The sequence below is a fragment of the Aeromonas sp. s2 genome (assembly GCF_040907935.1).
Taxonomy (GTDB): Bacteria; Pseudomonadota; Gammaproteobacteria; order Enterobacterales; family Aeromonadaceae; genus Aeromonas; species Aeromonas dhakensis.
Map to the genome: position 1 here is coordinate 169,706 of NZ_JBFOCR010000014.1, position 25,637 is coordinate 195,342.

Annotated in this window: 20 protein-coding genes; 7 read left to right on the forward strand and 13 right to left on the reverse strand. The window is 60.0% G+C overall.

Features of this window, described 5'->3' with window-relative positions; all coding sequences use genetic code 11:
- Positions 1–2: 2 nt before the first annotated feature.
- Complete coding sequence (locus AB5Y81_RS11610; RefSeq protein WP_279485483.1) at positions 3–419, forward strand: nuclear transport factor 2 family protein; 417 nt, start codon at positions 3–5, stop codon at positions 417–419.
- Between the two features lie 322 nt (positions 420–741).
- A complete protein-coding gene (locus tag AB5Y81_RS11615; RefSeq protein WP_126881392.1) occupies positions 742–990 on the forward strand; it encodes a hypothetical protein in 249 nt (82 codons plus the stop codon).
- Between the two features lie 100 nt (positions 991–1,090).
- Here AB5Y81_RS11615 and AB5Y81_RS11620 read toward each other — a convergent pair whose 3' ends face one another.
- The gene (locus AB5Y81_RS11620; protein ID WP_279485484.1) at positions 1,091–1,993 is read right to left on the reverse strand and encodes a hypothetical protein; all 903 of its coding nucleotides are present in this window, start codon (positions 1,991–1,993) and stop codon (positions 1,091–1,093) included.
- A gap of 404 nt (positions 1,994–2,397) precedes the next feature.
- Here AB5Y81_RS11620 and AB5Y81_RS11625 point away from each other — a divergent pair, with 404 nt between their 5' ends.
- Entirely contained in the window at positions 2,398–3,984 is a 1,587-nt protein-coding gene (locus AB5Y81_RS11625; protein ID WP_279485485.1) for an ATP-binding cassette domain-containing protein, read from the forward strand.
- A gap of 116 nt (positions 3,985–4,100) precedes the next feature.
- Here the strand turns inward: AB5Y81_RS11625 and AB5Y81_RS11630 are convergent, their stop codons facing one another.
- Both AB5Y81_RS11630 and AB5Y81_RS11635 read right to left on the reverse strand, forming a co-directional pair.
- The gene (locus AB5Y81_RS11630; protein WP_368146668.1) at positions 4,101–5,216 is read right to left on the reverse strand and encodes a hypothetical protein; all 1,116 of its coding nucleotides are present in this window, start codon (positions 5,214–5,216) and stop codon (positions 4,101–4,103) included.
- A 4-nt stretch (positions 5,217–5,220) separates the two neighbouring features.
- A complete protein-coding gene (locus tag AB5Y81_RS11635; protein WP_368146670.1) occupies positions 5,221–6,804 on the reverse strand; it encodes an AAA family ATPase in 1,584 nt (527 codons plus the stop codon).
- 626 nt (positions 6,805–7,430) lie between these two features.
- On the opposite strand from AB5Y81_RS11635, the gene AB5Y81_RS11640 reads away from it, so the two are divergent.
- The 3 genes from AB5Y81_RS11640 to tsgA all read left to right on the forward strand — a co-directional run bounded on the left by AB5Y81_RS11640 (position 7,431) and on the right by tsgA (position 10,015).
- On the forward strand, positions 7,431–7,811 hold the full coding sequence (locus tag AB5Y81_RS11640) for a hypothetical protein (RefSeq protein WP_065016927.1): 381 nt from the start codon (positions 7,431–7,433) through the stop codon (positions 7,809–7,811).
- 285 nt (positions 7,812–8,096) lie between these two features.
- Positions 8,097–8,798, forward strand: coding sequence for a purine-nucleoside phosphorylase (deoD, locus tag AB5Y81_RS11645; RefSeq protein WP_279485489.1), 702 nt, complete (start codon positions 8,097–8,099; stop codon positions 8,796–8,798).
- A gap of 53 nt (positions 8,799–8,851) precedes the next feature.
- A complete protein-coding gene (gene tsgA, locus AB5Y81_RS11650; protein ID WP_042051188.1) occupies positions 8,852–10,015 on the forward strand; it encodes an MFS transporter TsgA in 1,164 nt (387 codons plus the stop codon).
- Positions 10,016–10,111: 96 nt separating this feature from the next.
- On the opposite strand, the gene AB5Y81_RS11655 is transcribed toward tsgA, so the two are convergent.
- The 8 genes from AB5Y81_RS11655 to AB5Y81_RS11690 form a co-directional block, all read right to left on the reverse strand.
- A complete protein-coding gene (locus AB5Y81_RS11655; RefSeq protein ID WP_279485490.1) occupies positions 10,112–10,789 on the reverse strand; it encodes a Crp/Fnr family transcriptional regulator in 678 nt (225 codons plus the stop codon).
- A 187-nt stretch (positions 10,790–10,976) separates the two neighbouring features.
- Complete coding sequence (locus AB5Y81_RS11660) at positions 10,977–14,231, reverse strand: transporter substrate-binding domain-containing protein (RefSeq protein WP_279485491.1); 3,255 nt, start codon at positions 14,229–14,231, stop codon at positions 10,977–10,979.
- Positions 14,232–14,417: 186 nt separating this feature from the next.
- Positions 14,418–15,350 (reverse strand): diguanylate cyclase, encoded by a 933-nt coding sequence (locus AB5Y81_RS11665; RefSeq protein ID WP_017784817.1) that lies wholly within the window; start codon positions 15,348–15,350, stop codon positions 14,418–14,420.
- 11 nt (positions 15,351–15,361) lie between these two features.
- Positions 15,362–19,333: a PAS domain S-box protein gene (locus AB5Y81_RS11670; RefSeq protein ID WP_279485492.1), complete on the reverse strand. Its 3,972-nt coding sequence runs from the start codon at positions 19,331–19,333 to the stop codon at positions 15,362–15,364.
- A gap of 30 nt (positions 19,334–19,363) precedes the next feature.
- Complete coding sequence (locus tag AB5Y81_RS11675; RefSeq protein ID WP_279485493.1) at positions 19,364–20,245, reverse strand: CHASE domain-containing protein; 882 nt, start codon at positions 20,243–20,245, stop codon at positions 19,364–19,366.
- Between the two features lie 209 nt (positions 20,246–20,454).
- The gene (locus tag AB5Y81_RS11680) at positions 20,455–21,249 is read right to left on the reverse strand and encodes a class III extradiol ring-cleavage dioxygenase (RefSeq protein ID WP_279485494.1); all 795 of its coding nucleotides are present in this window, start codon (positions 21,247–21,249) and stop codon (positions 20,455–20,457) included.
- 245 nt (positions 21,250–21,494) lie between these two features.
- The gene (locus tag AB5Y81_RS11685) at positions 21,495–21,965 is read right to left on the reverse strand and encodes an FKBP-type peptidyl-prolyl cis-trans isomerase (protein ID WP_279485495.1); all 471 of its coding nucleotides are present in this window, start codon (positions 21,963–21,965) and stop codon (positions 21,495–21,497) included.
- 159 nt (positions 21,966–22,124) lie between these two features.
- Positions 22,125–23,279, reverse strand: coding sequence for a sodium dependent phosphate pump (locus AB5Y81_RS11690; protein ID WP_010633351.1), 1,155 nt, complete (start codon positions 23,277–23,279; stop codon positions 22,125–22,127).
- A gap of 248 nt (positions 23,280–23,527) precedes the next feature.
- Here AB5Y81_RS11690 and AB5Y81_RS11695 point away from each other — a divergent pair, with 248 nt between their 5' ends.
- Positions 23,528–23,908, forward strand: a complete 381-nt coding sequence (locus AB5Y81_RS11695) for a hypothetical protein (protein WP_026140957.1) — start codon at positions 23,528–23,530, stop codon at positions 23,906–23,908.
- 87 nt (positions 23,909–23,995) lie between these two features.
- Here AB5Y81_RS11695 and AB5Y81_RS11700 read toward each other — a convergent pair whose 3' ends face one another.
- Both AB5Y81_RS11700 and AB5Y81_RS11705 read right to left on the reverse strand, forming a co-directional pair.
- Complete coding sequence (locus AB5Y81_RS11700) at positions 23,996–25,339, reverse strand: APC family permease (protein WP_005303054.1); 1,344 nt, start codon at positions 25,337–25,339, stop codon at positions 23,996–23,998.
- Positions 25,339–25,488, reverse strand: coding sequence for a hypothetical protein (locus AB5Y81_RS11705; RefSeq protein ID WP_017765716.1), 150 nt, complete (start codon positions 25,486–25,488; stop codon positions 25,339–25,341). Before AB5Y81_RS11705 ends, AB5Y81_RS11700 begins: the two co-directional genes overlap by 1 nt.
- Positions 25,489–25,637 lie beyond the last annotated feature (149 nt).

A 25,637-nucleotide genomic window follows, 5' to 3' on the forward strand; every position in this document is an offset into this window, starting at 1 on the left:
AGATGAGTCAGCATCCCCTTCGAACTCTTATCGAGACCTGCGACGCCGCCATCTCCCGTCGCGATTTCGACGCCCTGATGGCCTTCTATGCCGAGGACGCCGCCCTGGTGGTCAAGCCCGACATGGTGGTGCGCGGCATTCCCGCCATCCGCCGCGCCTTCACTGCCATCTCGGATTACTTTCAGGGGCAACTCAAGGTGGAGCAGGGCGCTATGGAGGTGATCGAGGGGGCCGACAATGCCCTGGTGATCATGGAGACCCGGCTCAATTACCCCGATGGCCAGGGGAGCTTGACTGAGGAAACCCGCCGCGCCACCTATGTGTTTCGCAAAGAAGCCGAGGGGCAGTGGCGCTGCACCATAGACAACTCCTACGGCACTGCGCTGCTGGCCGCGGCGGATCCCGCGCCTTCTACCTGAACGCTCCCAGGGGCTATCCCAGAGTGGGGGCTGCTACAAGCCCCCGAATGGCAGGCAATCAACAAGCTGCTGATATAGAAACACTTGTCAGAGGTTGCTGTGGTGCAGCGCCGGTTTGTTGCAGGTTTTCTCCGCCATAGTGGCGGCGCACAGAAGAATAAAAATCGTGGGAAAAGGCCGCCGATAGGGAGTCCCTTGACCAGCCGCTCGGTGGCTGTTAATCAGGGTGCTGCATGAAGCCATCATGGACGAACAAGGTCGGCACCCTGCTCAGGGTTGGCGGCCGATGGCCGGATAATAACGGATCAGGGAGCAAACCATCATGTGGCCGTACCGAAGAGTCGTAACGCAATCCCTTAAAACCCCTCTGGCCATCGCCAGGGTGCTGGTTTATATCGCACTGTTAATCTTGTTGCCGCTGCCCTTGAGCATCTTCTCGGATTCTCTGGTCGGTGGCGCAATTGTTGTTCCTTACGCCGTCTCTGTGCTGCCTGTCAGTATCGGGCTGATCATCATCTCCGGCTTTATGGCCATTCTGATCGCCAGGGTAGAGGCGCTCAAGAACCGCTGATAGCGAGCACCGGCGCAGATAGTGACTCGCCAAACAGGATAAACAGGAAATAAAAATCCCCCGAGCGCGGGGGATTTTTATTGCTTCGATAGCGTGCTGCTTAATTGGCTTTGCCAATCACCTGAGGGCTCGCTTCGCAGAAGTCGTAACCGTCGCAGTACTGCACCTGATAGACATACTCCTTGCCCGGGATCAGAGGATTCTGGTCGCCATTGATGTCGATATAGCGGTCGTCGTTGATACCGAGTTTGGCCAGCTCGACAAATTTCTGATCTTGCGGCTTGTCGAGTTTCTCGGCGCGGGAGATGCGGGTGTATTTAAGCTGACGGGTCGTGATGGCGCTGTTGTCGGCATTGCTCCAGGCGAGCTGGACTTCGCTGACCAGATCATTGCTGGCCTTGATCCCGGCAGGCTGGTTGAATCTTGGGTACTGCACCTTGATGGTGGAGCTGGCGATGCGCAGTCTAAGGCTGGTCAATGAGTCGAAGGAGGCAATATTGCTGCCGCACAGCGAGAGATATTTCGGCATCGCCTTGTCATATTTCGGCTGATCCTGTCCGTCATAGAAATGCATCGAGAGCTGGGTATCGCCGCTGGAGTAAGAGGTCGCCCGTTCGATGTTCTTGCGCTGGGACAACATGAAGTTGTCGGGTGATCTGCCGGCCCCGACGGAAAGGGTCATAAAGGTATAAGAGTCGCTGGTGGAGGGCTGATAGAGATTATTGGTGCCCCGCAGGGAGTAGCTGCGATATTTCGGGTCCGAATACATGTAGGAGTAGAGATCCATGGTGCCGGCAGAGACGCCTCCTTCCGCATTGACGCCGGTGTCATTGAAGTTGTGTCCGAACAGCAGTGTTGCGCCTTGCGGGGTATTGAGGCGATACATCTGGCAGCCAGCGATGATCTGCTGATATTCCAGTGTGGCGAAGTGGTGGGCAATGGTCTGTTCGGCCATGGCAGGTGCAGCCAGCATGGTCAGAGCGGCGAAGAAAGCGCGTTTCATATTGTCGAGTCCCGAATAAAAAAGAGCGCACAGTCTAGATCAAGTCAGTCATCAATTGTGCTCCATATGGGTATTGAATTGCCTCTCTCGACTGGTTTTCATACGAGGCTTTTTGTGGGTGAAAATTCAGCGGCATAGCTGCGTGAACCCGGTCATGGCGGTTGACCTGCCCGCATACGTCGGGTTAGCCTCTTGGCTCCTTTGATATACGAGTACTTCCTCCGATGCGCATTTAACCTGTCCGCACCCCGCTTTTGATTCCTCTCCCACCAGGGAGATCGGGTGCGTCTTTCCGTGACAGGTTGATGCTGATTCCTCTGTTTTTTTCCATTTGTGGACACGTGTCCCTGTCATTTGGCTTGGCTCTTGGCCTGCGGCTCCCGCATTGGCCCACAGGAGTTCAGATGACCCATATCGCATGTCATATCAACGCTTTGCAGCTGCCCTTCGGCGCCTGCACTGTGCCCCTTACCTTCACTTTGCCCGCTGCGGGCTGCACCCTGATCGGCCGCAATGGCATCGGCAAGAGCCTGCTGCTCGAACTGCTGGCGGGCCAGCGCCGTGCGGCTTCTGGCAAGATCGAGTGGCTGACCCCCATCAGCTGGTTGTCCCAGTTTGCGCCCGCGCAGGCTCATGACGACGGAGCCAATGTGGCCGACGTGATCGGCTGGGGCGAGCCGCTGCGAGCCCTTGAGCGCATCGAGCAGGGGAGCTGCGCCCTGGACGATTTCGAGCAGCTGGCTGATCGCTGGAACCTGCGCAGCGATCTTGCCGACCTGCTGGCAGAGGCGGGCCTCAGACTCGATGCCCATGCCCCGGTCAGCACCCTGAGCGGCGGCCAGCTCACCCGTTTGCGCCTGCTGGCGCTGTTTGCGAGATCTGCTCACTTTCTGCTGCTCGACGAGCCGGACAACCATCTGGATGCCAGTGGCATCGCGTGGCTGAGCCAGCGATTGGCCAGCCACAGTGGTGGCTATCTGCTGGTAAGCCACGACCGGCGCCTGCTCAATCAGGGGAGCCAGATTCTGGAGCTGGGGGAGCAGGGGCTGCAGAGTGCCAGCCTCTCGTTTGAGGTGTTTTTGGCGCAGCAGGCTGAGCTGCAGGCTGCCCGCAGCGCCCGGCTGGCGCAGGCGGAGCGCCGTGAAAAGGCGGCGGCGCGCAGCGTGCAAAAGGTGCGCGAACAGGCGGCCAGGCGGGCCAGTCAGGGGCGGCGCGAGCGCGGCTCCCAGGCCAAGATCCTGCTCGATTTCAAAGCGGAGCAGGCGGGCAAATCCCTTGGCAAGGTGCTGGATCGCCACCAGCGGGGCCACTGTGCCCAGCTGGAGGCGCGCGCGGAAGCGGCAGCCGCGCTGGCGGCGGTGCAGCCGCTTGTCATGCAGTGGCCGGCGAAAAGCGATCGCAAGGGGGCGGCCCAGCCGCTGGTGATCACGGCGGCGCGCCACACACGCTGGCATGATCAGCAGGTAGATCTGGTGCTGCAACGGGGGGCTCGCTGTCTCTTGGCCGGTGGCAACGGCAGCGGCAAGTCGAGCCTGCTGCAGATGCTGCGCGGGGAGCTGGCGCCCGAGGCGGGCAGCTTTCGCATCAATGGCCGGCTGGCCTGTCTCGATCAGGGGCTCAGCCTGATCGCGCGAGACCTCAGTCCGCTGGCCAATCTGCTGGCAGCGGCGCCGACACTCTGCGAGCGTGACGCAAGAACCCGGCTGGCGGGCATAGCACTGCGCGGCGATCGCGCCCTGGCGCCCTGCCATGGGCTGAGCGGTGGCGAGCGGCTAAAACTGGGTCTGCTGATGGTGCTGGCGCAACAGCCCGACCTGTTGCTGCTGGACGAGCCGGACAACCATCTGGATCACCCCTCGCGCCAGCTGCTTATTCAGGTGTTGGCCGACTATCCGGGCACCCTGCTGCTGGTCTCCCACGATCCCGACTTTGTAGCCGGGGTGGGGGTTGAAAGGGAGTATTGGTTGAAGGGGGAGGTAGGTGATAAGTAGTGCTATACACATAAATTATCTCCCCTTTATTTTCTGCTTACTTATTTTGGAGGATGTTGGAGGAGAAGAGTGCTTTGGGATAAAAATCCCTCTGTTGAGGGACTTTTTTATTTTTCCTAGCTTCTTGAGACTCTTCCTATTGGATGACACCCCCATGAAATAACATAATCTTTTATGTCTGACCAGCATTCATTTAACTGAGGGGATACATGTTCTGCAATCTTTCTTGGGGTCATTATTTTTAACTGCTCGACAGACTTGCTAAGGATGTTATCGCCATATCCAAAGATTTTTGGACAGGCGCCACATTCAGTACATAATTTATTTGTTAAACATTCTTTATCTGCAAATTCGGGTAAATTACCTAAAATTGGAAGCCAAAAATCACCATGAGTACGGTCTAAGTTGATGGCTGTTTTTAGTGTGAGACCATTTTTATGATCGAAGTATTGCCTCACTCTACTATCAATCTCATTGAGTCTTGCTAACATATCTAATGAATCAACTCGATCTTGATTGTTGGCTTCTTTCGAAATTACGTCTTCCATTATAGATTCAGGGATAAAGCTTTCTATCTCATGAACATCTAGTATTTTTGCATATGCAGAACAATTAAAAACTCTTTCTGCTGTTGAAAAAGAAGAGGAAGTTGAGCCTTCCTTTCCCTTCGGATGTTTTTTATCTGTATCAACTATACATAAGCATACAGAGTTATTATTTTTAAGATATATGAAGTTATTTTTTATTTGGCTGCCACCACCATGTCGAAAATCAAGTTTGAATGGCAAGTTCAACATGGTTCCATTTATATTGGAACGAGCGACTTCGCTATAAAACTCATAATCAGACATGTCTTCGGCCAACATCTTTGCTGAACATAAATTAGTGTGATCTGAGAAATATGTATAACTAACACTCATCACATTAATATTGCTTGGTGAGATGGAGAATACCGGTTCGCCGTCATAACTGAAATCTACTCTTAAAATAAATTTAACATTAGTAAGATAGCTTCTATATTCACCTAATGATTCATATATTTCGGAAGCATAGGTCCTAGATAAGTCATAAAGATATTCAGAGGCTAGAAGCTCTCGCATAGTTTTTTTTGATGCAACAACTATATGGTGCCTATAACCATGAGAATGCATTAAGTGGTTTATTGATGATATTTTTTTGTCATCATTTTTATTGATGGCTGAAATGTCTAAATTAATTATTTCAATCAACATTTTATTACCTGCCAGCAAAAAAACCAGTTGGCCAAGAAACTAGAAATCCCTCTTCTGAAAAATTAGAAAAATGGGCTCTGGTATTATTGTTAGTATCTTTATTGAAAACTACAATATTGATATTTTCATGTGACGTGATGCCATCTTCTATGCAATCGCCTAAGGCATCAATCATTGTTTTGCTATGAGTTTCAAAAATTATTTTTATATTTATCTTGTTTTTTGAAGCAAAGTTGACGACTTTTGCAAACAAAATAGCTAATCTAGCTTGATACTCTGGGTGTAAGTGTAATTCAGGTTGTTCAATTGCGAACACCATATTTTTATTCGAATCTCTAGGTGTCTTCTTACTGAAAATTTCCACCCATATTGACGCAACGATTGGTAGAATTTGAGAGAAACCAAAGCCCATATCATTGATATTATATTCTTTATTGTCGCTATCTGTTTTAATCATTATTGCATAATGAAGGCCTTGTTCATCAGCTCTAACAGAAAAACCAAAATGTTCCAATGTCCAATTTGAGAAATTTTTCTTTTCTATGTCAGAAAGTGACTTTAATAGCATTGCTAGATTAGAGCCTGTATGGTCTATTTCATCAACTTGTAGATCTTGATGTCGGTAGTATCTTTCTGCAGTTGCTCTAAGTGGAGCAATATATCGTACACTTCTAAAAGAACTTTCGAGCTCCAAATTTATGCATTCTATTATTTCATTCAGAGAATTGAACATAGATACATTAAAAAAAAGATTTCTTATTTTTTGTTTGTATCGGTGATCCTTTAAATTTTCTTTAAATCTTTTGTTGTCGGAAAAAATAAATAGAAGACGGCTCTCAATCTCGCTTCTTTTACATATTCCAATTCTGCGTATTCCATTTATTATGGTGTCGTCTTGTGTGTTGCGATGAAAGAAATTTCTTATTTTATTTATATAAGTGCTTATAATAACCTCACTTATATATGAATCATTGAACTTCATCAATTTCATATTTGTTCCACCAACATTTCGCTCGAATTTTTCGATTGAACCTAGTCTCGGGATGAAATTGTTATTTATGGATGAACTGAGTTTGTCAAAGGTTAATGAATCCTCATCTTTTATCGTTAAAGTGCATTTATCTTTCCCCTCAAATTCAATATTGAACTCGAGATCTTCAATTTTTATTTTTACTTTTTTTGCGACAGTTTCATTTTTAAGATGTGAAACTCCTAACTCAACACAAGCCGGAATGACACTTTCATCACTCATTATTATATTGTAGTGATAATAATCAAATAAATTCCGATGTCTTCTTGATGAAGGTTTAAAATCAATTTTAAAATCAAAGAATATAACATCTTCTTGGCAATCGTTTTTTATTACTTCTGAATAAGCACCAAAGTCAACATATGATCCATACCATAAAATGGGGCCAGTAGTTTTTGCTTCAACAGACTGCCTAAGTAAAGGTAGTGTTCTTATGAAACTGCTCTTTCCACTACTATTCTTACCTACCAAGACAGTGATAGGTTTTAAATCTATATAATCTACATCCTGTTCATTTGGGAAGCTTCTCAGATTTCTAAGCCTCATTGAATTAAGCATTGTAACTCCTGTTTGAATACTGTTGATGTATAAATAAGGGGGGGTAATTGTTTTATAAGCTTGCTTAAAATTGAAATTGATAATGTTTATCGAAGTATATGATTCTTATTTTTAGGTAGGGATTGAGTAGTATAACTTTTTGAGCGAGCTCTACTTCCATCAAAAATATGCTACCGCCCGTGGATTACAGCTTCCAATATGCTCAATTGACCAGCGAGGGCAGCAGCCCATCGCAACAATAGGCACCGGATGGCTATGTTAAGCCAATCGAATCTGGTCTCACCAGTCAAAAGTTGACGTAACTATCAGGAATATCTGCGTTTTATGCGCTGGCTCAACAAATCGCACTGACCGGGTACTGGATTCCCATGGCCCTTGATTTTATTGGTGTTGGCGAATGTCGTGGGGAAGAGGGGGCTGACTTGCTGTTGAGGCGGAGCTGGTCGGGGAGAATCTCGCTTAGCCAATCGGCGCTATAGTGCGGCAATGGTGCCCTGTGCTCCGTGGCCCTTGCTGGCGAGGCGGGGGATCTGCGGCAACAATCAGCTGTTGCAATCACAGCTATTTGCAAACCATCACCATGCAAACAGGTCACCATGCCAACACATCACAATAAGGAACGTCATATGAAGCGTATTGCCATCCTGTTCGGCCTGCTCTGCGGCAGCGTGTTGCTGGCCAATCCGGTCTTTGCCAACGACGCTGCTCAGTTGCAGTGCGAGGCGCAGGCCGCGGCCAAAAAACTGGCGGGCGCCGCCAAGACCAGCTTTGTCGGCAAGTGCGTGAAAGATGCCGCCGGCGCTGTGAGCGGCGAATGCGAGAAGGCGGCCGCCGACAAGAAGCTGGCCGGCGCGGCCAAGAACAGCTTTATCCAGAAGTGCGTGAAGACGGGCGCGGCGATGGATCCGGCGGCCAAGTGCGAGAAGGCGGCGGCCGACAAGAAGCTGGCGGGCGCGGCCAAGAACAGCTTTGTCCAGAAGTGCGTGAAGGATAGCGCCGCCAAGTAAGGGGTTTTCTTGTCGGGTGTGTTTGCGGGGGGCCTGATGGCCCCCCGCGCTATTTTGGGGCGCAGGGGTTATCGCTGAACGGGTGACGCAAGGACAGGGTAGGGCTGGGTTGGGTTGTGCGGAGGCAGATAAGCGGCGGTGAAGGGGGGCAAGCTGGGGTGGCCTCGGAGAAGTTGTCGGAACTGGGATCTCGATCGGGGCAACAGGACTTTTGTCCTGCAAGGGGCGGCTGGGCGGGGGCTAGGATGCCCTCATCCACACGAGTCAAACTGGAGCACAACAACAATGACCGCTCATATCAATGCCAACCCGGGCGATTTCGCCGAGACCGTCATCATGCCGGGGGACCCGCTGCGGGCCCGCTATATCGCCGAGACCTTTCTGACCGATGCGCGCGAGGTGACCAATGTGCGCAACATGCTGGGCTATACCGGCTACTACAACGGCCAGCGCATCTCGGTGATGGGCCACGGCATGGGGATCCCCTCCATGGTGCTCTACGCCCACGAGCTGGTGAACGACTTCGGGGTCAAGCGGATCATCCGCATCGGCAGTTTGGGGGCGACCCAGCACCACGTGCAGATGCGTGACGTCATTCTGGCACAGGCGGCGGGCACCGACTCCCCGACCAACGCCAAGCGCAGCGCCGGTTACCAGATGGCCACCTCGGCCGACTTCGCCCTGCTGCACAAGGCGTTTACCAAGGCGCAGGAGAAGGCCATTCCGGTCAAGGTGGGCAATATCTTCACCGGCGACCTCTATTACGATCCGGACGAAAACCTCATTCCGGCGCTGGAGAAGTTTGGCGTGCTCGGCATCGACATGGAGGTGGCCGGTCTCTACGGGCTGGCCCATCAGCAGGGGATCGAGGCGCTCGCCATCCTGACGGTCTCCGACCACTGCCTGACCGGTGAAGAGACTACTGCCGAGGAGCGGCAACTCTCCTTCAACCAGATGATCGAGCTGGCGCTGCACACCGCGCTGTAAGCGCCGCAGCCCGCCCAACCCTGCACGCACCCTGACCCTATGAGAGATCCAATATGAACAATAAGCTCTCCCTCACTGCCATCAGCTTCCTGGCCAACTTCGTGATGGCCGGTTTTGCGACCCAGTTCGGCATGCTGATCGATCCCATCGCCGCCAAGTTTGGCGCCGACGTCAATCAGGTGGCCTCCATCTTCTCCCTGCTCAACGGCGGGGCGCTGGCGGGGACCATTGCCGCCTTCTTCCTCATCGAGAAGGTGGGGCTCAAGCGGATGACACTGATCTGCTACGGCCTGATCGCGCTGGCGGCGGCCGCGCTCCATCTGACCGGCTCGCTCTATGTGGTGATGGCGGCCATGACGGTGATCGGCCTGTGCGGCGGGGTGGGGCTCTGCATTGCGGGGACCCTGGTGGTGAGCGTCTGGCAGGCGCGGATGCAGAGCACCATGCTGGTGGTGCAGGATGCCACCTTCAACGTGGCCGGGGTGGTCTTCCCGCTTATCACTACCTACACCCTGACTCACGCCATGGCGTGGAGCTGGAGCTATCTGGCGGTGGGCGTGGTGGCGCTGGCGACCATGCTGGTGGCGGTGCTGACCAACTTTCGCAGTTGCGAGGCGGGCGGCGAGAGCGCCGGCAACGAGCACTCGGAGTGGAACCTTGGCATCATCAGCGGCGGGTTGGGGCTTTTTCTGGGCATGCTGGCGCTCTACACCTTCCTCACCTGGGCGCCCATGTTCGTGAAGAACAAGTTCGGCATCCCCTTCGAGGAGGCGGGCAATATCATCACCCAGTACTGGACGGCGGCCCTGCTCGGTGCGCTGGTCTCGACCGCCATCGTGACCCGCATTGCGATCCGCACCTTCCTCTTGGTGATCATCACGCTGGCGATGGGGATGACGGCGCTTATCGTCACCACCGACAACCTGAGCCAGTTGCCCTACCTCACCTACGGTTACGGCTTTGTCTGCGCGGCCCTCTACAACGCCTTTATCGCCTACGGGGTGTCGTTTGTGCGGCAGGCATCGAGCAAGAACGTCTCCTACATCCTCATCAGCGGCAGCGCGGGGGCCATGTTCAGCCCGGCCATCAGCGCCCTGTTCGAGCAGGTGATCGGCCTGCAGGCGGTGATGTACGCCATCCCGCTCATCTACGGTGTGATCCTCGCCATGCTGGTGGCGTCGCTGCGCATGGCCCGGCCGCAGCCCTGTCTCGCCTGAGCGGGGGCGTAAACAGCAAGAGGGGCGGTATAAACCGCCCCTTTTTTTGTTGCTGTTCCACTTGTTGCTGTTCAGGCGGCGACTGATGCCCGCGACTTATGGTTGCTCCAGAAAAGCCTTGAGCCCAGCCAGATCGCGGATCTGCAACCCCTCCTCACCGCGCTCCACCCATCCTTTGTCCATCAGCTCTTTCACCGCCCGCCGGTAGACCCTGTCCGTGGTGCCGAAACGTTCCGCCTCCTGATACCCCTTGCGAAAGCCGCTCACCGGGTTGTGGTGGCAGTGGCTGTGATAGAGGTCGAGGGCGATGTTGTAGCTGATGGGGTAGAGCATGCGGCAGGTGAAGATATCCACCGTGTCCTGATAGTCGATGGCAATGGCGGTGGCAAAGAAGAGTGCCACCTTGGGGTAGGCGACCAGCGCCTGTTCCAGCTGCTCGCCGTCGATGCGGGCCACTTCCAGCGGCTCCTCGGCGATGATGTCGAGCTGGCAGCGGTAGCCGGTGAAGAACTCCATCTCGCCAAACAGCTGGTGGTCGCACTCCAGGGTGCCGAGCTGAAAGCGGCGGCCATTCATGGCGGTGTGGCCCATGGCGATGCGGCCGCTCTTGACCAGCACCAGATCCCGCAATAGCTCCCCCTGACGCATCAGGGGCTCCCCCTCGGGGATCAGGCGCCTCTCCGTGATGCAGGAGCTGACCACCTGTTCGATGAGATCGTGGCCGGCTTGCCAGTGGGGCTGAAAGCGCCCCTTGAGAAGGGGTTTGAGTTGCATGATGTGCGCGCCTGCTGAAAACAAACGGCTATTACACACCCTGCCGCTGGCAGACTCCAGTCCGAAGGCGCGGAGGGCTGGCGTGAGCATGCGAGGGTGTGACAGAGATCGGGCTGGCAGGACTGGGGTAGACACGGCTGGAGCGGATAAGGTTGGAGCACTGCCCCGCGCCATCCGGCCCAGATAATCAGACCGGGCTCAGGGCGCCGGCATTGGTCTGCTCGAGGCTGGCCAGGGCGGTGCGCAGCCGGGCCAGGCCGATGGGCTTGTAGAGGCAGTCGTCCATGCCGGCGGCCAGGCAGAGTTCCCGCTCGCGCGCTGTGGCGTGGGCGGTAAAGCCCCAGATAGGCTGGGTGTGGCCGCGGGCGCGCAGGCGGCGGGTCAGCTCGAAGCCATCCATCAGCGGCATCTGGCAGTCGGTGATGACGAGATCGAAGGGCTGGCTCTGGCTGGCCTGCAGCGCCTCGGCGCCGTTGCCGCGCACGCACACCTCGTGGCCCAGGTGCTTGAGCTGCTGGCGCAGCAGCACCTGGTTGGCGTGGTTGTCGTCCACCACCAGCACCCGCAGCCGGGTTGGCGCGAGCGGCCGGGGGGAGGGCACAAGCAGTGGCCCAGCCGGCGGCGAAGCGGCGTCGAGGGGCTCATGGGGGGCGGCCAGCGGGGTGAGGGGCAGCCGGATCCTGAGCTCGGTGCCGCTGCCAAGCTCGCTGCTGACCGCTATCTTGCCCCCCATCAGCTGGCACAGCATGCGGGCGATGTTGAGGCCAAGCCCCGTGCCGGCGAACTGGTACGGGTCGTGGGCGCGGTAGAAGGGGCTGAACAGCCCGGGCAGCTTGTCGGGGGCGATGCCCACCCCGCTGTCGCGGATGATGAGGTGCAGCAGCGGCTGCTCCGCGCTCCCCGTGAGGCTGGCCTGCAGGCTCACCTCCCCCCGCTCGGTGAACTTGATGGCGTTGCCGAGCAGGTTGAAGACGATCTGGCGCAGGCGCAGCGGGTCGATGAGCACCCGCGGCAGGGGGGGCAGCTCGACCCGGTAGCCAAGCCCCTTCTGCTGGGCCATCCCCTTGCAGGCGCGGGCCACCGAGTGGAGCAGCGGCGCCAGCTCGCACGGCTCGGGGGCGAGCGTCAGCTGGCCCGATTCGATGCTGGAGATGTCCAGCACGTCGCCGATGAGATCGAGCAGGCCGTTGGCGGATTCGGAGGCGATGCGCAGCTGCTCGCCGGTGTGGCGGGCGAGGGCGGGATCCTGGCTCGCCAGCTCCAGCATGCCGAGAATGGCGTTCATGGGGGTGCGGATCTCGTGGCTCATGGTGGCCAGAAAGTCGCTCTTTGCCCGGCTGGCGCGGTCGGCCTGCTCCTTGGCGCGGCGCAGCGCCTCCTCCATGGTCTTGCGTTCGGTGATGTCGATCCAGCCGTTGATCACCCCGCTGATGGCGCCGCGGTAGTCAAAGTAGGGCACCATCCAGTGGTAGACGAACTGGCGCGGACCGCGCTGGCTGAAGATGCGATCCGACAGTATCGGGCTGCCGCTTCGCAGCACCTGCTGAAAATCCTGCTCCAGGGCGGCGATGGCCTCGGCGCCGAGCAGCCCCTTGAGCCCCTCGGCAAACGAGGTGCCGAGCACCCGCTCGATGGGGGCGTTGAGGGTGGCCAGGTACTTGCTGTTGCAGAGGATCACCTTGCCCCCCTTGTCGCGCACCACTATGGGGTGGGGCAGGCTCTCGCCGAGCGCCTCGATGAAGCGCACGTGCTCCTCCAGCTGGCGGCGGGAGGCCTGCTCCGAGCGGGCCAGCCGGTTGAGCATGCGGTTGCGGTAAAACAGCAGCAGGGCGACGGCGCACAGCCCCGCCAGCAGCAGGTAGAAGTAGGGGGCGTTGCGCTCCATGAAGGTGGGGGCCGGCAGTTTGCGGTTGCGCCACTGGTAGCTCATCATCGCCAGCTCATTGGGAGCGATGGAGAGGATGGTCTTGTCGATGATGTCCATCAGCATCCGGTTGGCGGAGAGGCCTGCAAAGCCCATCCGGATGGGCTGGTCGTCGGCGGGGCCGGCGATGCGGATCTGCTGAAGCCTGCCCCCCTCCACCGCATGCTGGGCAAAATAGAGCGGCACGATGGCGGCATCGAGACGCCCCTCGTTGACCGCCTCCATCGCCTCGTCGGCGCTCTCCAGAAAACTCACCTGGCTGTCGCCAAGCCCTCTGGCGATGGGGTTGTAGATGGTGCTGCCCACCCGCTTGCCGGCGAGCTGTGCCAGATCGCCGCTTAAGGAATCCCCCTTGCGGGCCACCAGCACATAGATGTCATCGGTGGCGTAGGGCAGGGAGGGGCGCAGCCGGTAACCCTCGGCCACCGGGCGGGAGATGGCACCGATGAGATCCAGCGCCCCCCTGAGCAGGGCCTCCTTGCGCGCCTGCTCCGAGCCGTAACTGACGAACTCGAAGCGCAGGCCGGAGCGCTTGCTGATCTTCTCCAGCATCTCCACCGACATGCCGGTGAGCTGGTTGTCGTAGTCGCGCACCCCGTAGGGGTAGAGGTCGTCCATCAGCCACACCTTCACCGGGCCGGCGCTGGCGAGCCAGGCGCGCTCCTCGCGGCTGTAGAGATCGCCGGGGCGCTCGATGATGTCGCGGATGGGGCCGTTCCACTGGTTGAAGATGAGGCTGCGGGTGACGTCGCTTACCCCCTCCAGGGTCTGGTCGAGCAGGGCCAGCAAGCCGGGGTGAGCGGCCGACACCGCGAAGCGAAAGCCGTCTGCCGCGATGGCGGGCTGCGCCTGGCTGCGCTGGCGGATCTTGTCGAAGCGCTCGCTGTTGAGGTAGTGCAGGGAGTGGGGGTCGCTTAGCAGCAGCGGCTCGTGGCCGAAGAAGACCGCATCGAAGGCTGCCACGTTGGAGGGGTAATTGACCAGTACCAGGTCCGGGTAGTAGCGCTTGAAGGCGGCTTCGTTCACGTAGCCTCGCACGGTGGCGACCCGCTGGCCCGGCAGCAGCAGCGGCCCCTGTTCGGCGGCGAGGGCCGAGAAGACGGGGGCACTGCTGAAATAGCGCCGGCTGAGGGCGATGCCCGCCTGTTCGGAGGTGCCGAGGTTGAGGTTGCCGAGGTTGACGAGGTCGAGATCCCCGGCCCGCAGCGCCGCCAGCGCGCTGCGCGAGTCGTTGAATGCCCGCAGTTTCACCGGTTTTTGCAGCGCCCTGGCCAGGATGTCGAGGTAGTCGGCGGCGATCCCCTCGAAGTGATCATCGGGCCCGATCATGGCGAACGGGCGATAGTCGTGGCGCAGCACCCCGACTCGCAGCGCCGTCATTTCGGCGAGCCAGGGCTGGTCAGCCGTGCTGGCGGGCGCCGGGGGGCTTTGCAGGTAGGGGCGACTGTGCAGGGTGAGCGCCTGGGCGCAGAGGGGCAGCAGCAGGCAGAGCAGCAGCAGGGGTCGGATCAGGTTCATTGCCAGATTGTGCCCCTCCCGCCGGTTGGATGGTGATCGAAAGCGGCGATTCTACCGAAGAGCGGCGCACAATGAACCTTTAATCAGCAGTTTGTCAGTGCAAACGGCAAGGCCGCTGGCGGGACGGGACTCGCCAGCGGCCCGCTCTTACTCCTGATTTGGACTGGGGCAGGTACGGCAGAGGACTCATCCCCCCTCGCCATCGGCGGCGACTCTGGCTCGTCCTGCCTCTTTGGCCCGGTAGAGCTGGCGGTCGGCCGCCTCCAGCAGCTGTTGCGGCGTGCCGGTCTGGCTGGGGATGGCACAGACCACGCCAAGGGAGATGGTTACCACCTTGGCCACCTCGGAGGCGAGGTGCTCGATGGCCAGCTCGCGCACGGCGCTGCACATGCTGTCGGCGAGATGGACGGCGCTGGCCAGGGGGGTGTTGGGCAGCACGCAGGCAAACTCCTCGCCGCCGTAGCGGGCCACCAGATCGTGCGGCCTGCCCAGCCGCTCGGCCAGCACGGCGGCGATGGCCTGCAGGCAGTGATCGCCGGCCTGATGGCCATAGCGGTCGTTGTAGCGCTTGAAGTAATCGACATCGAGCATGATGAGGGAGAGGGGGGTGTTGTCCCGGCAACCCTGGCGCCACTGCCGCATCAGCTCATCATCGAACTGGCGCCGGTTCGGTATGCCGGTGAGGCCGTCGAGCATGGCCAGGTTGCGCAGCAAGTCCCCCTGCAGCTTGAGGGTGATGTGGGTCTTCACCCTGGCCCTGACGATGTTGGGACTGATGGGCTTGCTGATGAAATCCACCGCGCCGAGGGCCAGGCCGTACTCTTCGTCCGTCTCCTCCTGCTGGGCCGTGACGAAGATGACGGGAATGTCCCGGGTGTCGGGATCCGCCTTGAGTTGCTGGCAGACTTCGTGGCCACTCATGCCGTCCATGATGACGTCCAGCAAGACAAGGTCGGGCAGCAGGCTGCGGCAGAGGGCAAGTGCCTGCTCCCCGCTGGTCGCCATGAAGATCTCGCACTCTTCGCGAAAGAGCTGGTGCAGCAGCCTGATGTTGATCGCCTGATCATCGACGATCAGCAGTTTGGGGCGACGGTTGGTGGGCAGGTTCCAGGGGACCATCTTGGGCTCCATCATTGGTTGTCGCATAGGGCGTGTCCCAGCTTGAGGGCGGCGCCGAACTCCAGGTTGTCGATCAGGCCGGCAAACTGGCGAAAGGTGGTGTGCAGCTGCGGCGGCGTCTTGGGTGCCAGGGCCTCGGTCAGCTCGACCGCCGCCAGATTGCCATCCTCCAGCAGCGTCAGGATGTGCTGCATGGCCTCCCGCCATTCGGCGAGGGACAAGGCATCATCGGCCGGCTGCGCGGTGGTGTCGGGGGGCGGGGCGAAGGCTTTTTCGAGGCTCTCCAGGCTGAGCCGCACCGTCTCCTGCAACAGCTGCAGCCAGCCGGCGTCAGCCAGCAGCGCAGCGGCCTGCTGCTGGTCGGCGTGGAGCAGGGCCTGCTCCTGCGCCTTGGCCAGGGTGGCCAGTCGGCAGGCCCCCATGGTGCTGGCGCTGCCCTTGATGGCGTGCAATATGCGACAGGCCTCCGTGACCTGGCCAGCGACGATGGCCTGGTGCAAGGCCTCCAGCTGTTCTGCCATGTCGGGGCCGAACAGGCTCAGGATCCGTTGCAGCAGTTCGATATCGTTGTCAAAACGCTGGCGTATGACGGATTCCGCCTCCAGCAGGGCTTCGTTGGCTGCGGGGGACAGGGGCTGGGCAAGGGCTGGCTGGCCAGCCTTGCCAAGCTGGGCCAGCAAGGTGGAGACCAGCTGTTCGAGGGCAATGGGCTTGCCCACATGCTCATTCATGCCGGCAGCCAGGCAGAGCTGGCGATCCGCTTCCGAGGCATTGGCGGTCATGGCGATGATGGGCAGGTTGGCAAACTGCGGGTGGGCCCGGATCTGGCGGGTGGCCTCCAGCCCGTCAATATCCGGCATCTGCATGTCGATCAGCACGGCATCAAACGAGGGGGCTTGCTGCAATACCATGGCCACCCCGTCCCGCCCGCATTCGGCCAGCAGCACCCTGGCCCCTTCGCAGCTCAGCAACTCGCAGGCGACCTGGCGGTTGAGCAGATTGTCCTCCACCACCAGCAGGGTGAGGCCACTCAGCCGGCGGGTGTGCTGGGCAGGGAGAGCGGGCGCGACGTCCTGGCCATGGAGGGCCTGATAGATGGCCTCTGCCAGCTGCTTGGGAGTCACGGGTTTGGTCAGCAGGCTGACGAAGGGGGTGGCGCCCGACTGGTGCGACTCGGTGAACACCTCGTGGCCGTAGGCGGTGACCATGATGACTCCGGGGGCTGGGTCTTGCCCGGCCTGTTGCCGGATCTGGGCGGCGGCGTTCAGTCCATCCATGCCCGGCATGCTCCAGTCCATCAGCACTATGTCGAAGGGACGGCCCAGAGCACGGACCTCGCCGACCCGGCGGACGGCCTCGGCCCCCGAGTGAACCAGCTCGGCCTGCCAGCCGAGCTGCAGCAGGGTGCGTTGCAGCAGCTCTGCCGCCAGCTCGCTGTCGTCGACCACCAGAATGTAGGGTGGCGGTGCCATGTCCGGGCAGGCCTCTTTGAGAGACTGGGGGGCGGCCTGTGCCAGGGTGATGTCGAACCAGAAGCGGCTGCCACGGCCAGGTTCACTCTCGACCCGCAGCTCTGCCCCCATCAGCTTGAGCAGGCGTTTGCAGATCACCAGCCCCAGCCCGGAGCCGCCGAAGCGACGGGTGGTGGAGGCCTCGGCCTGGGTGAAGCTCTCGAAGATGCGCTCCAGCTGGTGGGCGCTGATGCCGATGCCGCTGTCGGTGACGGCCACGCGGATGGTGACCGTCTGCTCATGGCGGGCCAGCTGCGCCATGGTGATCACCACTTGCCCCTTGATGGTGAACTTGAGGGCATTGCCCGCCAGGTTGGTGAGCACCTGCTGCAGGCGCATGCTGTCACCGATCAGGTGATTGGGCAGGTGGGGGTCGATATCGAACATGACCTCGATCTCTTTCTGGCGCTGGTTGCCGTCCAGTACGATGGCCAGGTCCCGCATCAGCAGCTCGATGTCGAAGGGGTGCAGATCGAGCTGCAGCTTGCTGGCCTCGATCTTCGAGTAGTCGAGGATATCGTTGAGCAAGCCCAGCAGGGAGTTGGCCGCCGAGTGCGCCTTGACCACATAGTCGAGCTGGCGGGCGGTGAGCTCGGTGTACTGGATCAGCTGCAACATGCCGAGCACGGCGTTGAGGGGGGTGCGGATCTCGTGGCTCATGTTGGCGAGGAAGGAGGACTTGGTCTGGCTGGCGGCATCTGCCTGCTCCTTGGCATAGAGCAGGCGGGACTCCAGCTCGGTCTGGGCTGTGATGTCACGGTTGAAGCCGATGACGCGCAGCGCCTGACCGCTGCTGTCCCGCTCCACTTTGGCCCCGGCCTGGATCACCCGGTGATCGCCGTTGTCCTGCATCACCCGAAAGACGGGGTCGTAGATGCCGGTGCCGGCCACGGCGCGGTTCAGGCTGGCGGTGGTGGCCGCCAGATCGTCCGGGTGCACCCGGTTTGCCCAGTGCTGGTAGTTGAGCCCCTCCTCCCTGAGCGTCAGCGGCAGATCGTAGAGCTCGAACATGCGGTTGTTCCAGCTCAGGGCGTTGCTGCCGAGCTCCCATGACCAGATCCTCAGCTCGGCCACGTCGGCCGCCATCTGCAACTGATCGCGGGTCGACAGGATCTCGTTGCGCTGGGCCAGCTGCTGGGTCATGTCGGTCATGATGCAGACGAACATGCTGGAGCCCGCCGCCTGCATCCGGCCGATCGACATCTGCAGCGGAAACTCGCTGCCATCGCGCCGCCGCCCGATAAACTCCCTCTCCATCAGGGCGGCCAGCTGGCTGTCGCTGAGGGCACCGAGGGGAGCCTCACCCAGCGCGTGCTCATCGCTGCTTTGCAACAGGGTCTGCACCTGTCGGCCCTGGATCTCGCCGGCCTGATAGCCAAAGGCGGTCTGACCGGCCGGGTTGAGGGAGTGAATGCGGCCGTCAGGATCCATGGTCATGATGGGGTTGACGGCGGTGTCCAGGATGGCGCGGGTGATCTCGAGACTCTCGGCCAGCTTCTTCTCGGCCGCCTTGCTGTCGGTGATGTCCAGGCCGATGCCAAGGTAGCCCCGGCTGATCCCCTGTTCATCACGGATGGCGGTGATCACCAGGGTGACGGGGAAGCGGCTGCCATCCTTGCGCACATAGGTCCACTCCCGGCTCTCCGCCCCTTCCCGTTCCGGTTTGTAGACGAATACCTGGAAGCCGCTGATCTGCTCGCCGTACTGGGCGCTGAGCTCGACACTGCGGGCCTGCATCTCGTCGCGGGTGTGGAAGATGCCGGGGGTCTCCTTGCCGACCACGTCGGCGGCGCTGTATCCCAGCAGCTGCTCGGCCCCCTCGTTGAACAGGGTGATGGTGCCCTCCAGATCGGCCGCTATGATGGAGATCGCCGAGGCGGAGCGCAGGACGTTGCTCAATAACACGTTGATCTTGCTCAGCTCAGCCGTGCGCTCTGCCACCTGATGTTCCAGATTGGCGTTGAGCTCCAGGATCTTGGCCTCTGCCTGTTTCTGGGCAGTGATGTCCCGGATGGTCTCTGAGGTGCCGACCAGCTTGCCCCTATGGTCATAGATGGGGGCGATGGAGATGGAGAGATCCAGCAGATGGCCGTCCCTGTGCCGACGCCGGGCGGAGAAGCTCGGGATCCGGACGCCCTGCCTGAGGTCGGCGAGCAGCGCCTTCTCGCTGGCGCTGTCATGATCCGTCTGAAACAGCGCGCTGTCGGTACGGGTCAGCGCCTCGCCGGCCGGGTAACCGAACAGATCTTCGGCCCCCTTGTTCCAGCTTACGATGACGCCGTTCAGGGTCTTGGCGATGATGCCGTCACTGGCACCGGCCACGATGGCGGCCAGTCTGGCCTGTTCCTCAATGAGTTGCAGACGTTGCTGTTGCCCCTGAGCCCGCATGCGCGCGAGCAGGGTGAGCAGCAAAGTGAAGAGGCCGCCGGTGAACAACACCACATAGGGGGAGGTCTGGTTGAGCTGCGCCACGAACAGGGGGTGGGCGTCGAGCCTGATCTGCTAGCGGCGGCCATGAATTTCCCGCTCGGCGGCTCTGGACATGGTGATGTGGTGCGGATTGCGCGACTCGTGGTCGATGGCACTGGTATAGAAGGGCTGGATATGCCGGGGGTCGGTCACATCGATCAGTCTGATGTGAAAGGCCGGGCTCTCCAGATGCAGGGCGTCCAGCAACTCTTCCATCAGCAAGGGGGCATAGCTCCAGCCAAACCCGGCTGCCTCTCGCTCCTCGGGGGTGGCAGGGGTGGTCACGGTGCGGTAGATGGGCATCAGCATCAGAAAGGATTGCCTTGGCTTGCCCGTGGCCTGTACCAGGGTGATGGGGGGCGTCAGCCGTACCTCGCCGCTGCGGATTGCGGCGAGGGCGGCCTCACGGCGCGAGGGCTCCGAGGCGATGTCCAGCCCGATGGCCGCCTTGTTGCGTGATAGCGGCTCGATAAACTGGATGATGAAATGTTCACCCCGATAGGGCGAGAGCAGCTGAAGGGTGAAACCTGGCCGCCCATCTCGTCGGGCACGCTGGATGAAGTCGTCGAGCTCGGCATCCTTCACTCGCCTGATGAAGCCAAAACCCCGAGCACCGGGGAATTCACTGTCCACATCCCTGGTCAGGCTGTAACGAACGAAGTCCTCGTTGTCAAAGGCGTGTTCGCCGGCGGTCAGGATGGCGCCGCGTACCCCTCTGAGACCGTATTGATACAGATCGAGTCGCGCCTTGACGGTATCTGCGACGTGCTCCGTGGCCGCCGTGATGCTGGCTTGCACCTGCTTGTCATTGCTGTAATGGAGGAGGAGGGTGCCGAGCAGGGAGAGCAGCAGGCCGATGAGCAATACCAGGCCTGCACTGCGGTTCAACCCTAAAAAGGGGTGGTGATTGCGCAAGCTGAAGCCTCCTTGCCTCGCTGATGACGTAGAACACACCCGATACGACGATTGAGTCGCGTTAATGCATTGAAAGTAAACCCAGATATCCCGCATTCAAAACGCAGAGCGCGAAGGGGGGCGCTCTGCGTCGATCCCAAGTGGTATCAAATGAGTTGCAACATAACTTAGCATTAATCGCAGGCGTTTGTATCCGATTCTCCTGCTCGTCACCTTGGCCTGAATGGCTGCCGCGTCTGTGCAAAGCGGTAGGAGCCCATGTAGAGGCTGCCGCCATCCCAGCTGTCGTGCAGCTTGACGGGCTTGTCCTGACCGGCGGCGCCAAGCGCCACGAACAGCGGGCGCAGGTGATCGTCGTGGGGGTGGGATTCCACCGCCCCCGGCGCGCGGGCGCGGTAATCTTCCAGCGCCGCTCTGTCGCCCTCAGCCATGGTCAGCTCCAGCCAGTCGACGAAACTGCGGGCCCAGCCCGGCACCGGCGAGTTTTCCGGCCCCAGTGCCCGCAGGTTGTGGGTGATGGCGCCGGAGGCCAGGATGCCGATCCCCTGGGCACGCAGCTGCTGCAGCGCCTCCCCCAGTTGCCACAGCTGGCGCGGGGTGAAGCTGGCCGGGATGGAGAGCTGCACCAGCGGGACGCTGCTGGCGGGATCCATCAGCGAGAGCGGCGACCAGACCCCGTGATCCAGCTCGCGGCGCACCGGCTCGGCGGGCAGGCCCGCCAGCAGCAGCTGGTCACTCACCGCCTCCTGCAGCCAGAGCGGGCTGCTGGCCGGCCAGCGGATGTGGTAGAGCGGCTCGGGGAAGCCGTAGAAGTCGTACATCAGGGCCGGATTGGGCTCGACGTTGATCTGCAGCTCGCTGCGGGTAAACCAGTGGGCCGAGATGACCACCAGCCCCTTGAGATCGCCAAGGCGCAGATTTTTGAGGAAATGGGTCGCCGGCTGGTCGCGCAGAACCAGATCCGGGGCGCCATGGGAGATGAACCAGACGGGGGCGATAGACATGACAGACTCCATATGCGTTGTACCGGTGCCAGGGCACCGAAAACGGTGGGCCAGGGCGACATGCCGCTGACGATATGGTCATTATCTGCCCCGACAATGAAGTTAACAATCCAGCTTGATGGATAAGTACTATTCACTATTGGTTGATAGTGTTGGGTGGGAAGGAGGGGGGATCACCAATAACAAGGCCGGCGCAGTGGCCGGCCCTGGGGGAGCAGACAGGCGACAGGCCTGCCCTCAACAATTTACTGAATACCCAGCAGCTCGACGTCAAAGATCAATACAGATCCCGGCGGGATCTTGCCGGCGGCGCGATCGCCGTAGGCGAGGTTGGCGGGGATGTAGAAGCGGGTCTTCTCCCCTTCCACCATCAGCTGTACCCCTTCGGTCCAGCCCTTGATCACCTGGTTGAGGCCGAACTCGATGGGCTCGCCGCGGGCGACCGAGCTGTCGAAGACGGTGCCGTCCAGCAGCTTGCCCTCGTAGTGCACCTTCACCTTGCTGGTGGTGGTGGGGTGAACGGTGCCGCTGCCCGGGGTCAGCACTTCATACTGCAGGCCGGAGGCGGTGGTGGTCACCAGGGGTTTTTCCTTGTTGGCGGCGAGGAACTCGGCCCCCTTGCGCACATTCTCTTCCGCCAGCTTCCTGTTGTTGCTGCTCGAGTAGAAGTAGTAGGCGACGCCGGCAACCAGCAGCGCGATCAGAACGAGTTTCATCGGGTATCCCTATGTCGTGAAATGCCGGGAGGGCAGTGAGTGCGGCATCTTATCCCAGCCGGGGCGTCAGGGCGAGCCGGGGCGGGGCAGGATGTGACCGGACGGGCAAATGAGAAAGGGGAGGCGACTGGCGCCTCCCCCTCGTCGTCAGGGCGGTCGTTACTTGGCGGCCACCATCATCAGGGCGGGCAGGGCGAAGAAGAGGCCCGCCACGTAGCCGAGCGCCAGCAGCTTGTTCTCGCTGCCGACCCGGGCCAGCCCCTCGGCCGCCTTGACCGGCAGCTCGCGCAGGAAGGGCACCCCGTAGATGAGCACCACGGCGAACAGGTTGAACAGCACGTGCACCAAGGCGATGGTCAGCGCCAGCTTGGCCCCGGCACCACTGATGGCGGTGGCGGCCAGCAGGGCGGTGATGGTGGTGCCGATATTGGCGCCCAGAGTGAAGGGGTAGAGCTGACGGGTGCTGAACACGCCGCCGCCGGCCAGAGGGATCATCAGGCTGGTGGTGGTGGAAGAGGACTGCACCATCACGGTAACCAGGGTGCCGGAGGCGATGCCGGTCAGCGGGCCGCGGCCCAGCGCCTTGTGCAGCACCTCTTTGGCACGGCCGACCAGCACCCGTTGCAGCACCTTGCCGAGCCAGGTGACGCAGCCGAGGATCAGCAGGATGCCGATGACGATGGTGGCGATGGCCGGTCCTTTACCCGGCAAGAAGGCGACCAGGTCATCGATGAAGTTGAGGGCCGGGGAGATGAGGGGCTTCATGAAATCCATCCCCTTCATCGACATGTCGGCGGAGCCTACCAGCAGGGTGGCCAGCGCCTCGGCACTCTTTTGCAGCAGACCGAACATCAGCTCCAGCGGCAGGAAGATGAACACCGCCAGCAGGTTGAAGAAGTCATGCACGGTGGCGGCGGCAAAGGCGCGGCGAAACTCGCCCCGATCCCGGATATGGCCGAGGGAGACGATGGTGTTGGTGATGGTGGTGCCGAGGTTGGCGCCCATCACCATGGGAATGGCCATGCCGATGGGCAGGCCGCCGGCCACCAGACCGACGATCACCGAGGTGACCGTGCTGGAGGATTGCACCAGGGCGGTGGCCAGGATGCCGAGCAGCAGTGCGACGAAGGGGTTGTTGGCGAAGGCGAAGATCTGGGCCGCGCCCTCGGCGCCGCCGGAGAAGCCCTTGAAGCCGTGGGAGACGGCGCCGACGGCAACCAGGATCAGGTAGATCAGGGTGATCACAGCGAGCCAGTTGAACAGTGGGCCAGTACGACGGGTCTGCTGTTGTGCAAAAGATGGGGTGCTGTGCATGAAGCCTCTTGGGACAGTCTGCTTGAAAATGGACGGGCGCATTACAGCAGGGCTCCATGACAGAAATATGACAAAGTGACACTTTTGTGATGATTTGATGACATGGCCGGGTGGGGAAGATGGGACAGAAGGTGTCGGATTGGGCCGGGATCTCGCCCCGTTTGGCTGCGAGTGTGTCTGACGGCTTGCAGCCGGGGGACAGGGCGTTATGCTGCGGTCTTTCTTATCTCAACCAGCGTGGTGTTGTTATGCGTGCATGGGTGTTGTGTCTGTCCCTGGGTCTGCTGTCTGTCGGTGCCCAGGCGAGCGTGTTGAAAGCCGAGTGCAACCTCGACAAGGCAATGAAGAACGAGGCGCTCAATGCGACCCTGGGGGTCAAGGGGCGCTGTGATACCGACAAGCTGGTGCGCCAGCAGAAAGAGAAGGCCGGGGCCGAGGTGAAGAAGCACACCACGGATGTGCTGGAGAAGAAAACCGCCGGCCTCAAGGAGGGCAAGAGCCAGCTGCAGGGGACCCAGCAGAAGGTCGATCAGGCCGGTCAGCAGCTAAAGCAGACCCAGCAGGATGTGAAGGCGGTGGCCAAGGATCCGCTCAAGGCGGCCGCCACCGCGGTGATCAACCAGGGCTGAGCCCGGCCACCGCGAGGGCGGTGATCAGATGACGTGCACGAAGAAGGGGAGCCATGGCTCCCCTTCTGCTTGGTTGGCGCTGGCCGCTTACTGCGAGTCGGCCGCCTCTTCGTACTGACGGAAGGGGATGCGGAACACCGCGAGGCGCAGGAACAGGTAGGTGACGCCGAGGCCGGCCCAGATCAGGCCCAGCTCCAGCGAGCTCTGCTCCAGGTTGATCCAGAGCGCGCCTATGGTGGCGGCACCCAGCAGCGGCAGCAGCAGGAACAGCAGGTGCTCCTTGAGGCTCTTGTTGCGCTTCTCGCGCACCCAGAACTGACCGATGACCGACAGGTTGACGAAGGTGAAGGCCACCAGGGCACCGAAGTTCACCAGCGCCAGCGCCATGTCCAGATCGAACGACACCGCGGAGAGGGCCAGGGCACCCACCATCAGCACGTTGATGGCCGGGGTGCGGTATTTCGGGTGGATGTAGCCGAATACCCGCTCCGGGATCATGCGATCGCGCCCCATCACGTAGAGGATGCGCGACACGCCGGCGTGGGCGGCCATGCCGGAGGCCAGCACGGCTACTGTGGTGCACACCAGCACCACGCTCTGGAACAGGGTGCCGCCGACGTAGAGGGCGATCTCCGGCAGCACGGCGTCCGGCTCCTTGAAGCGGGCCAGATCCGGGAAGTAGAGCTGCAGGAAGTAGGAGACGGTCACGAAGATGATGCCGCCGATGAGCGCAGTCAGCACTATGGCGCGCGGGATCACCTTGCCGGCGTTGGGGGTCTCTTCGGAGAGCGAGCTCAAGCCGTCGAAGCCCAGGAACGAGAAGCAGAGGATGGTCGCGCCGGTGAACAGCGGCACCATGCCGGCCGACTCGAAGTGGAACGGACGGCTGCTCAGCAGGGTTGCAGCCCCTTCACCCTGATAGATGCCCCAGCCCATCAGGCCGAGGAAGACGGTGATGATGGCCAGCTGGATGAAGACGATGACGCCGTTGAAGTTGGCCACCAGGTTGATGCCGCGCAGGTTCAGGAAGGTCATCACGGTCACCAGACCGAAGATGAAGATCCAGGGCTCGACGCCGGGGAACATGGCGGTCAGGTAGATCTTGGCCAGCAGGATGTTGATCATCGGCATGAACATGTAGTCGAGCAGGGAAGACCAGCCGACCATGAAGCCGATGTAGGGGTTGAACACCTTCTGGGCGTAGGTATAGGCAGAGCCCGCGGAGGGGAACTTGCGCACCAGGTGGCCGTAGCTGATGGCGGTCAGCAGAATGCCGCCGAGCGCCAGCAGATAGGCGGTGGCGACGCGGCCTTCGGTAATGTCACCGACGATGGCGAAGGTATCGAATACCGCCATAGGTGTGAGGTAAGCCAGACCCATCACCACTACCTGGAAGAGGGTGAGCGTCTTGAGCAGCTTGGCACCGGCCATCACGCTTTCTCCTCTGTGATCGCCAGGGCGGCGAAGGGGGACGGGATCAGGGACGCAGCGCGTCGCTGGACACAGGGGGCGCCGGTCTGTGGCACAGACAAGTGGCGCACGCCGGCGGGGACCGGCAGGAAAGCAATGAAATGCCCCATGTATTTCCTCACAACGTCGGGAGATTGCCTGGCAATCTCGGTATCAATTCCGGTACAAAGTCCGGCCTCTTGGTGAATGTGGTTTACCCCTTAAAAACGAAGAACCGATGTTGCAAAAAACATCGGCTCTCAGGGGCGGCGTATTGTGC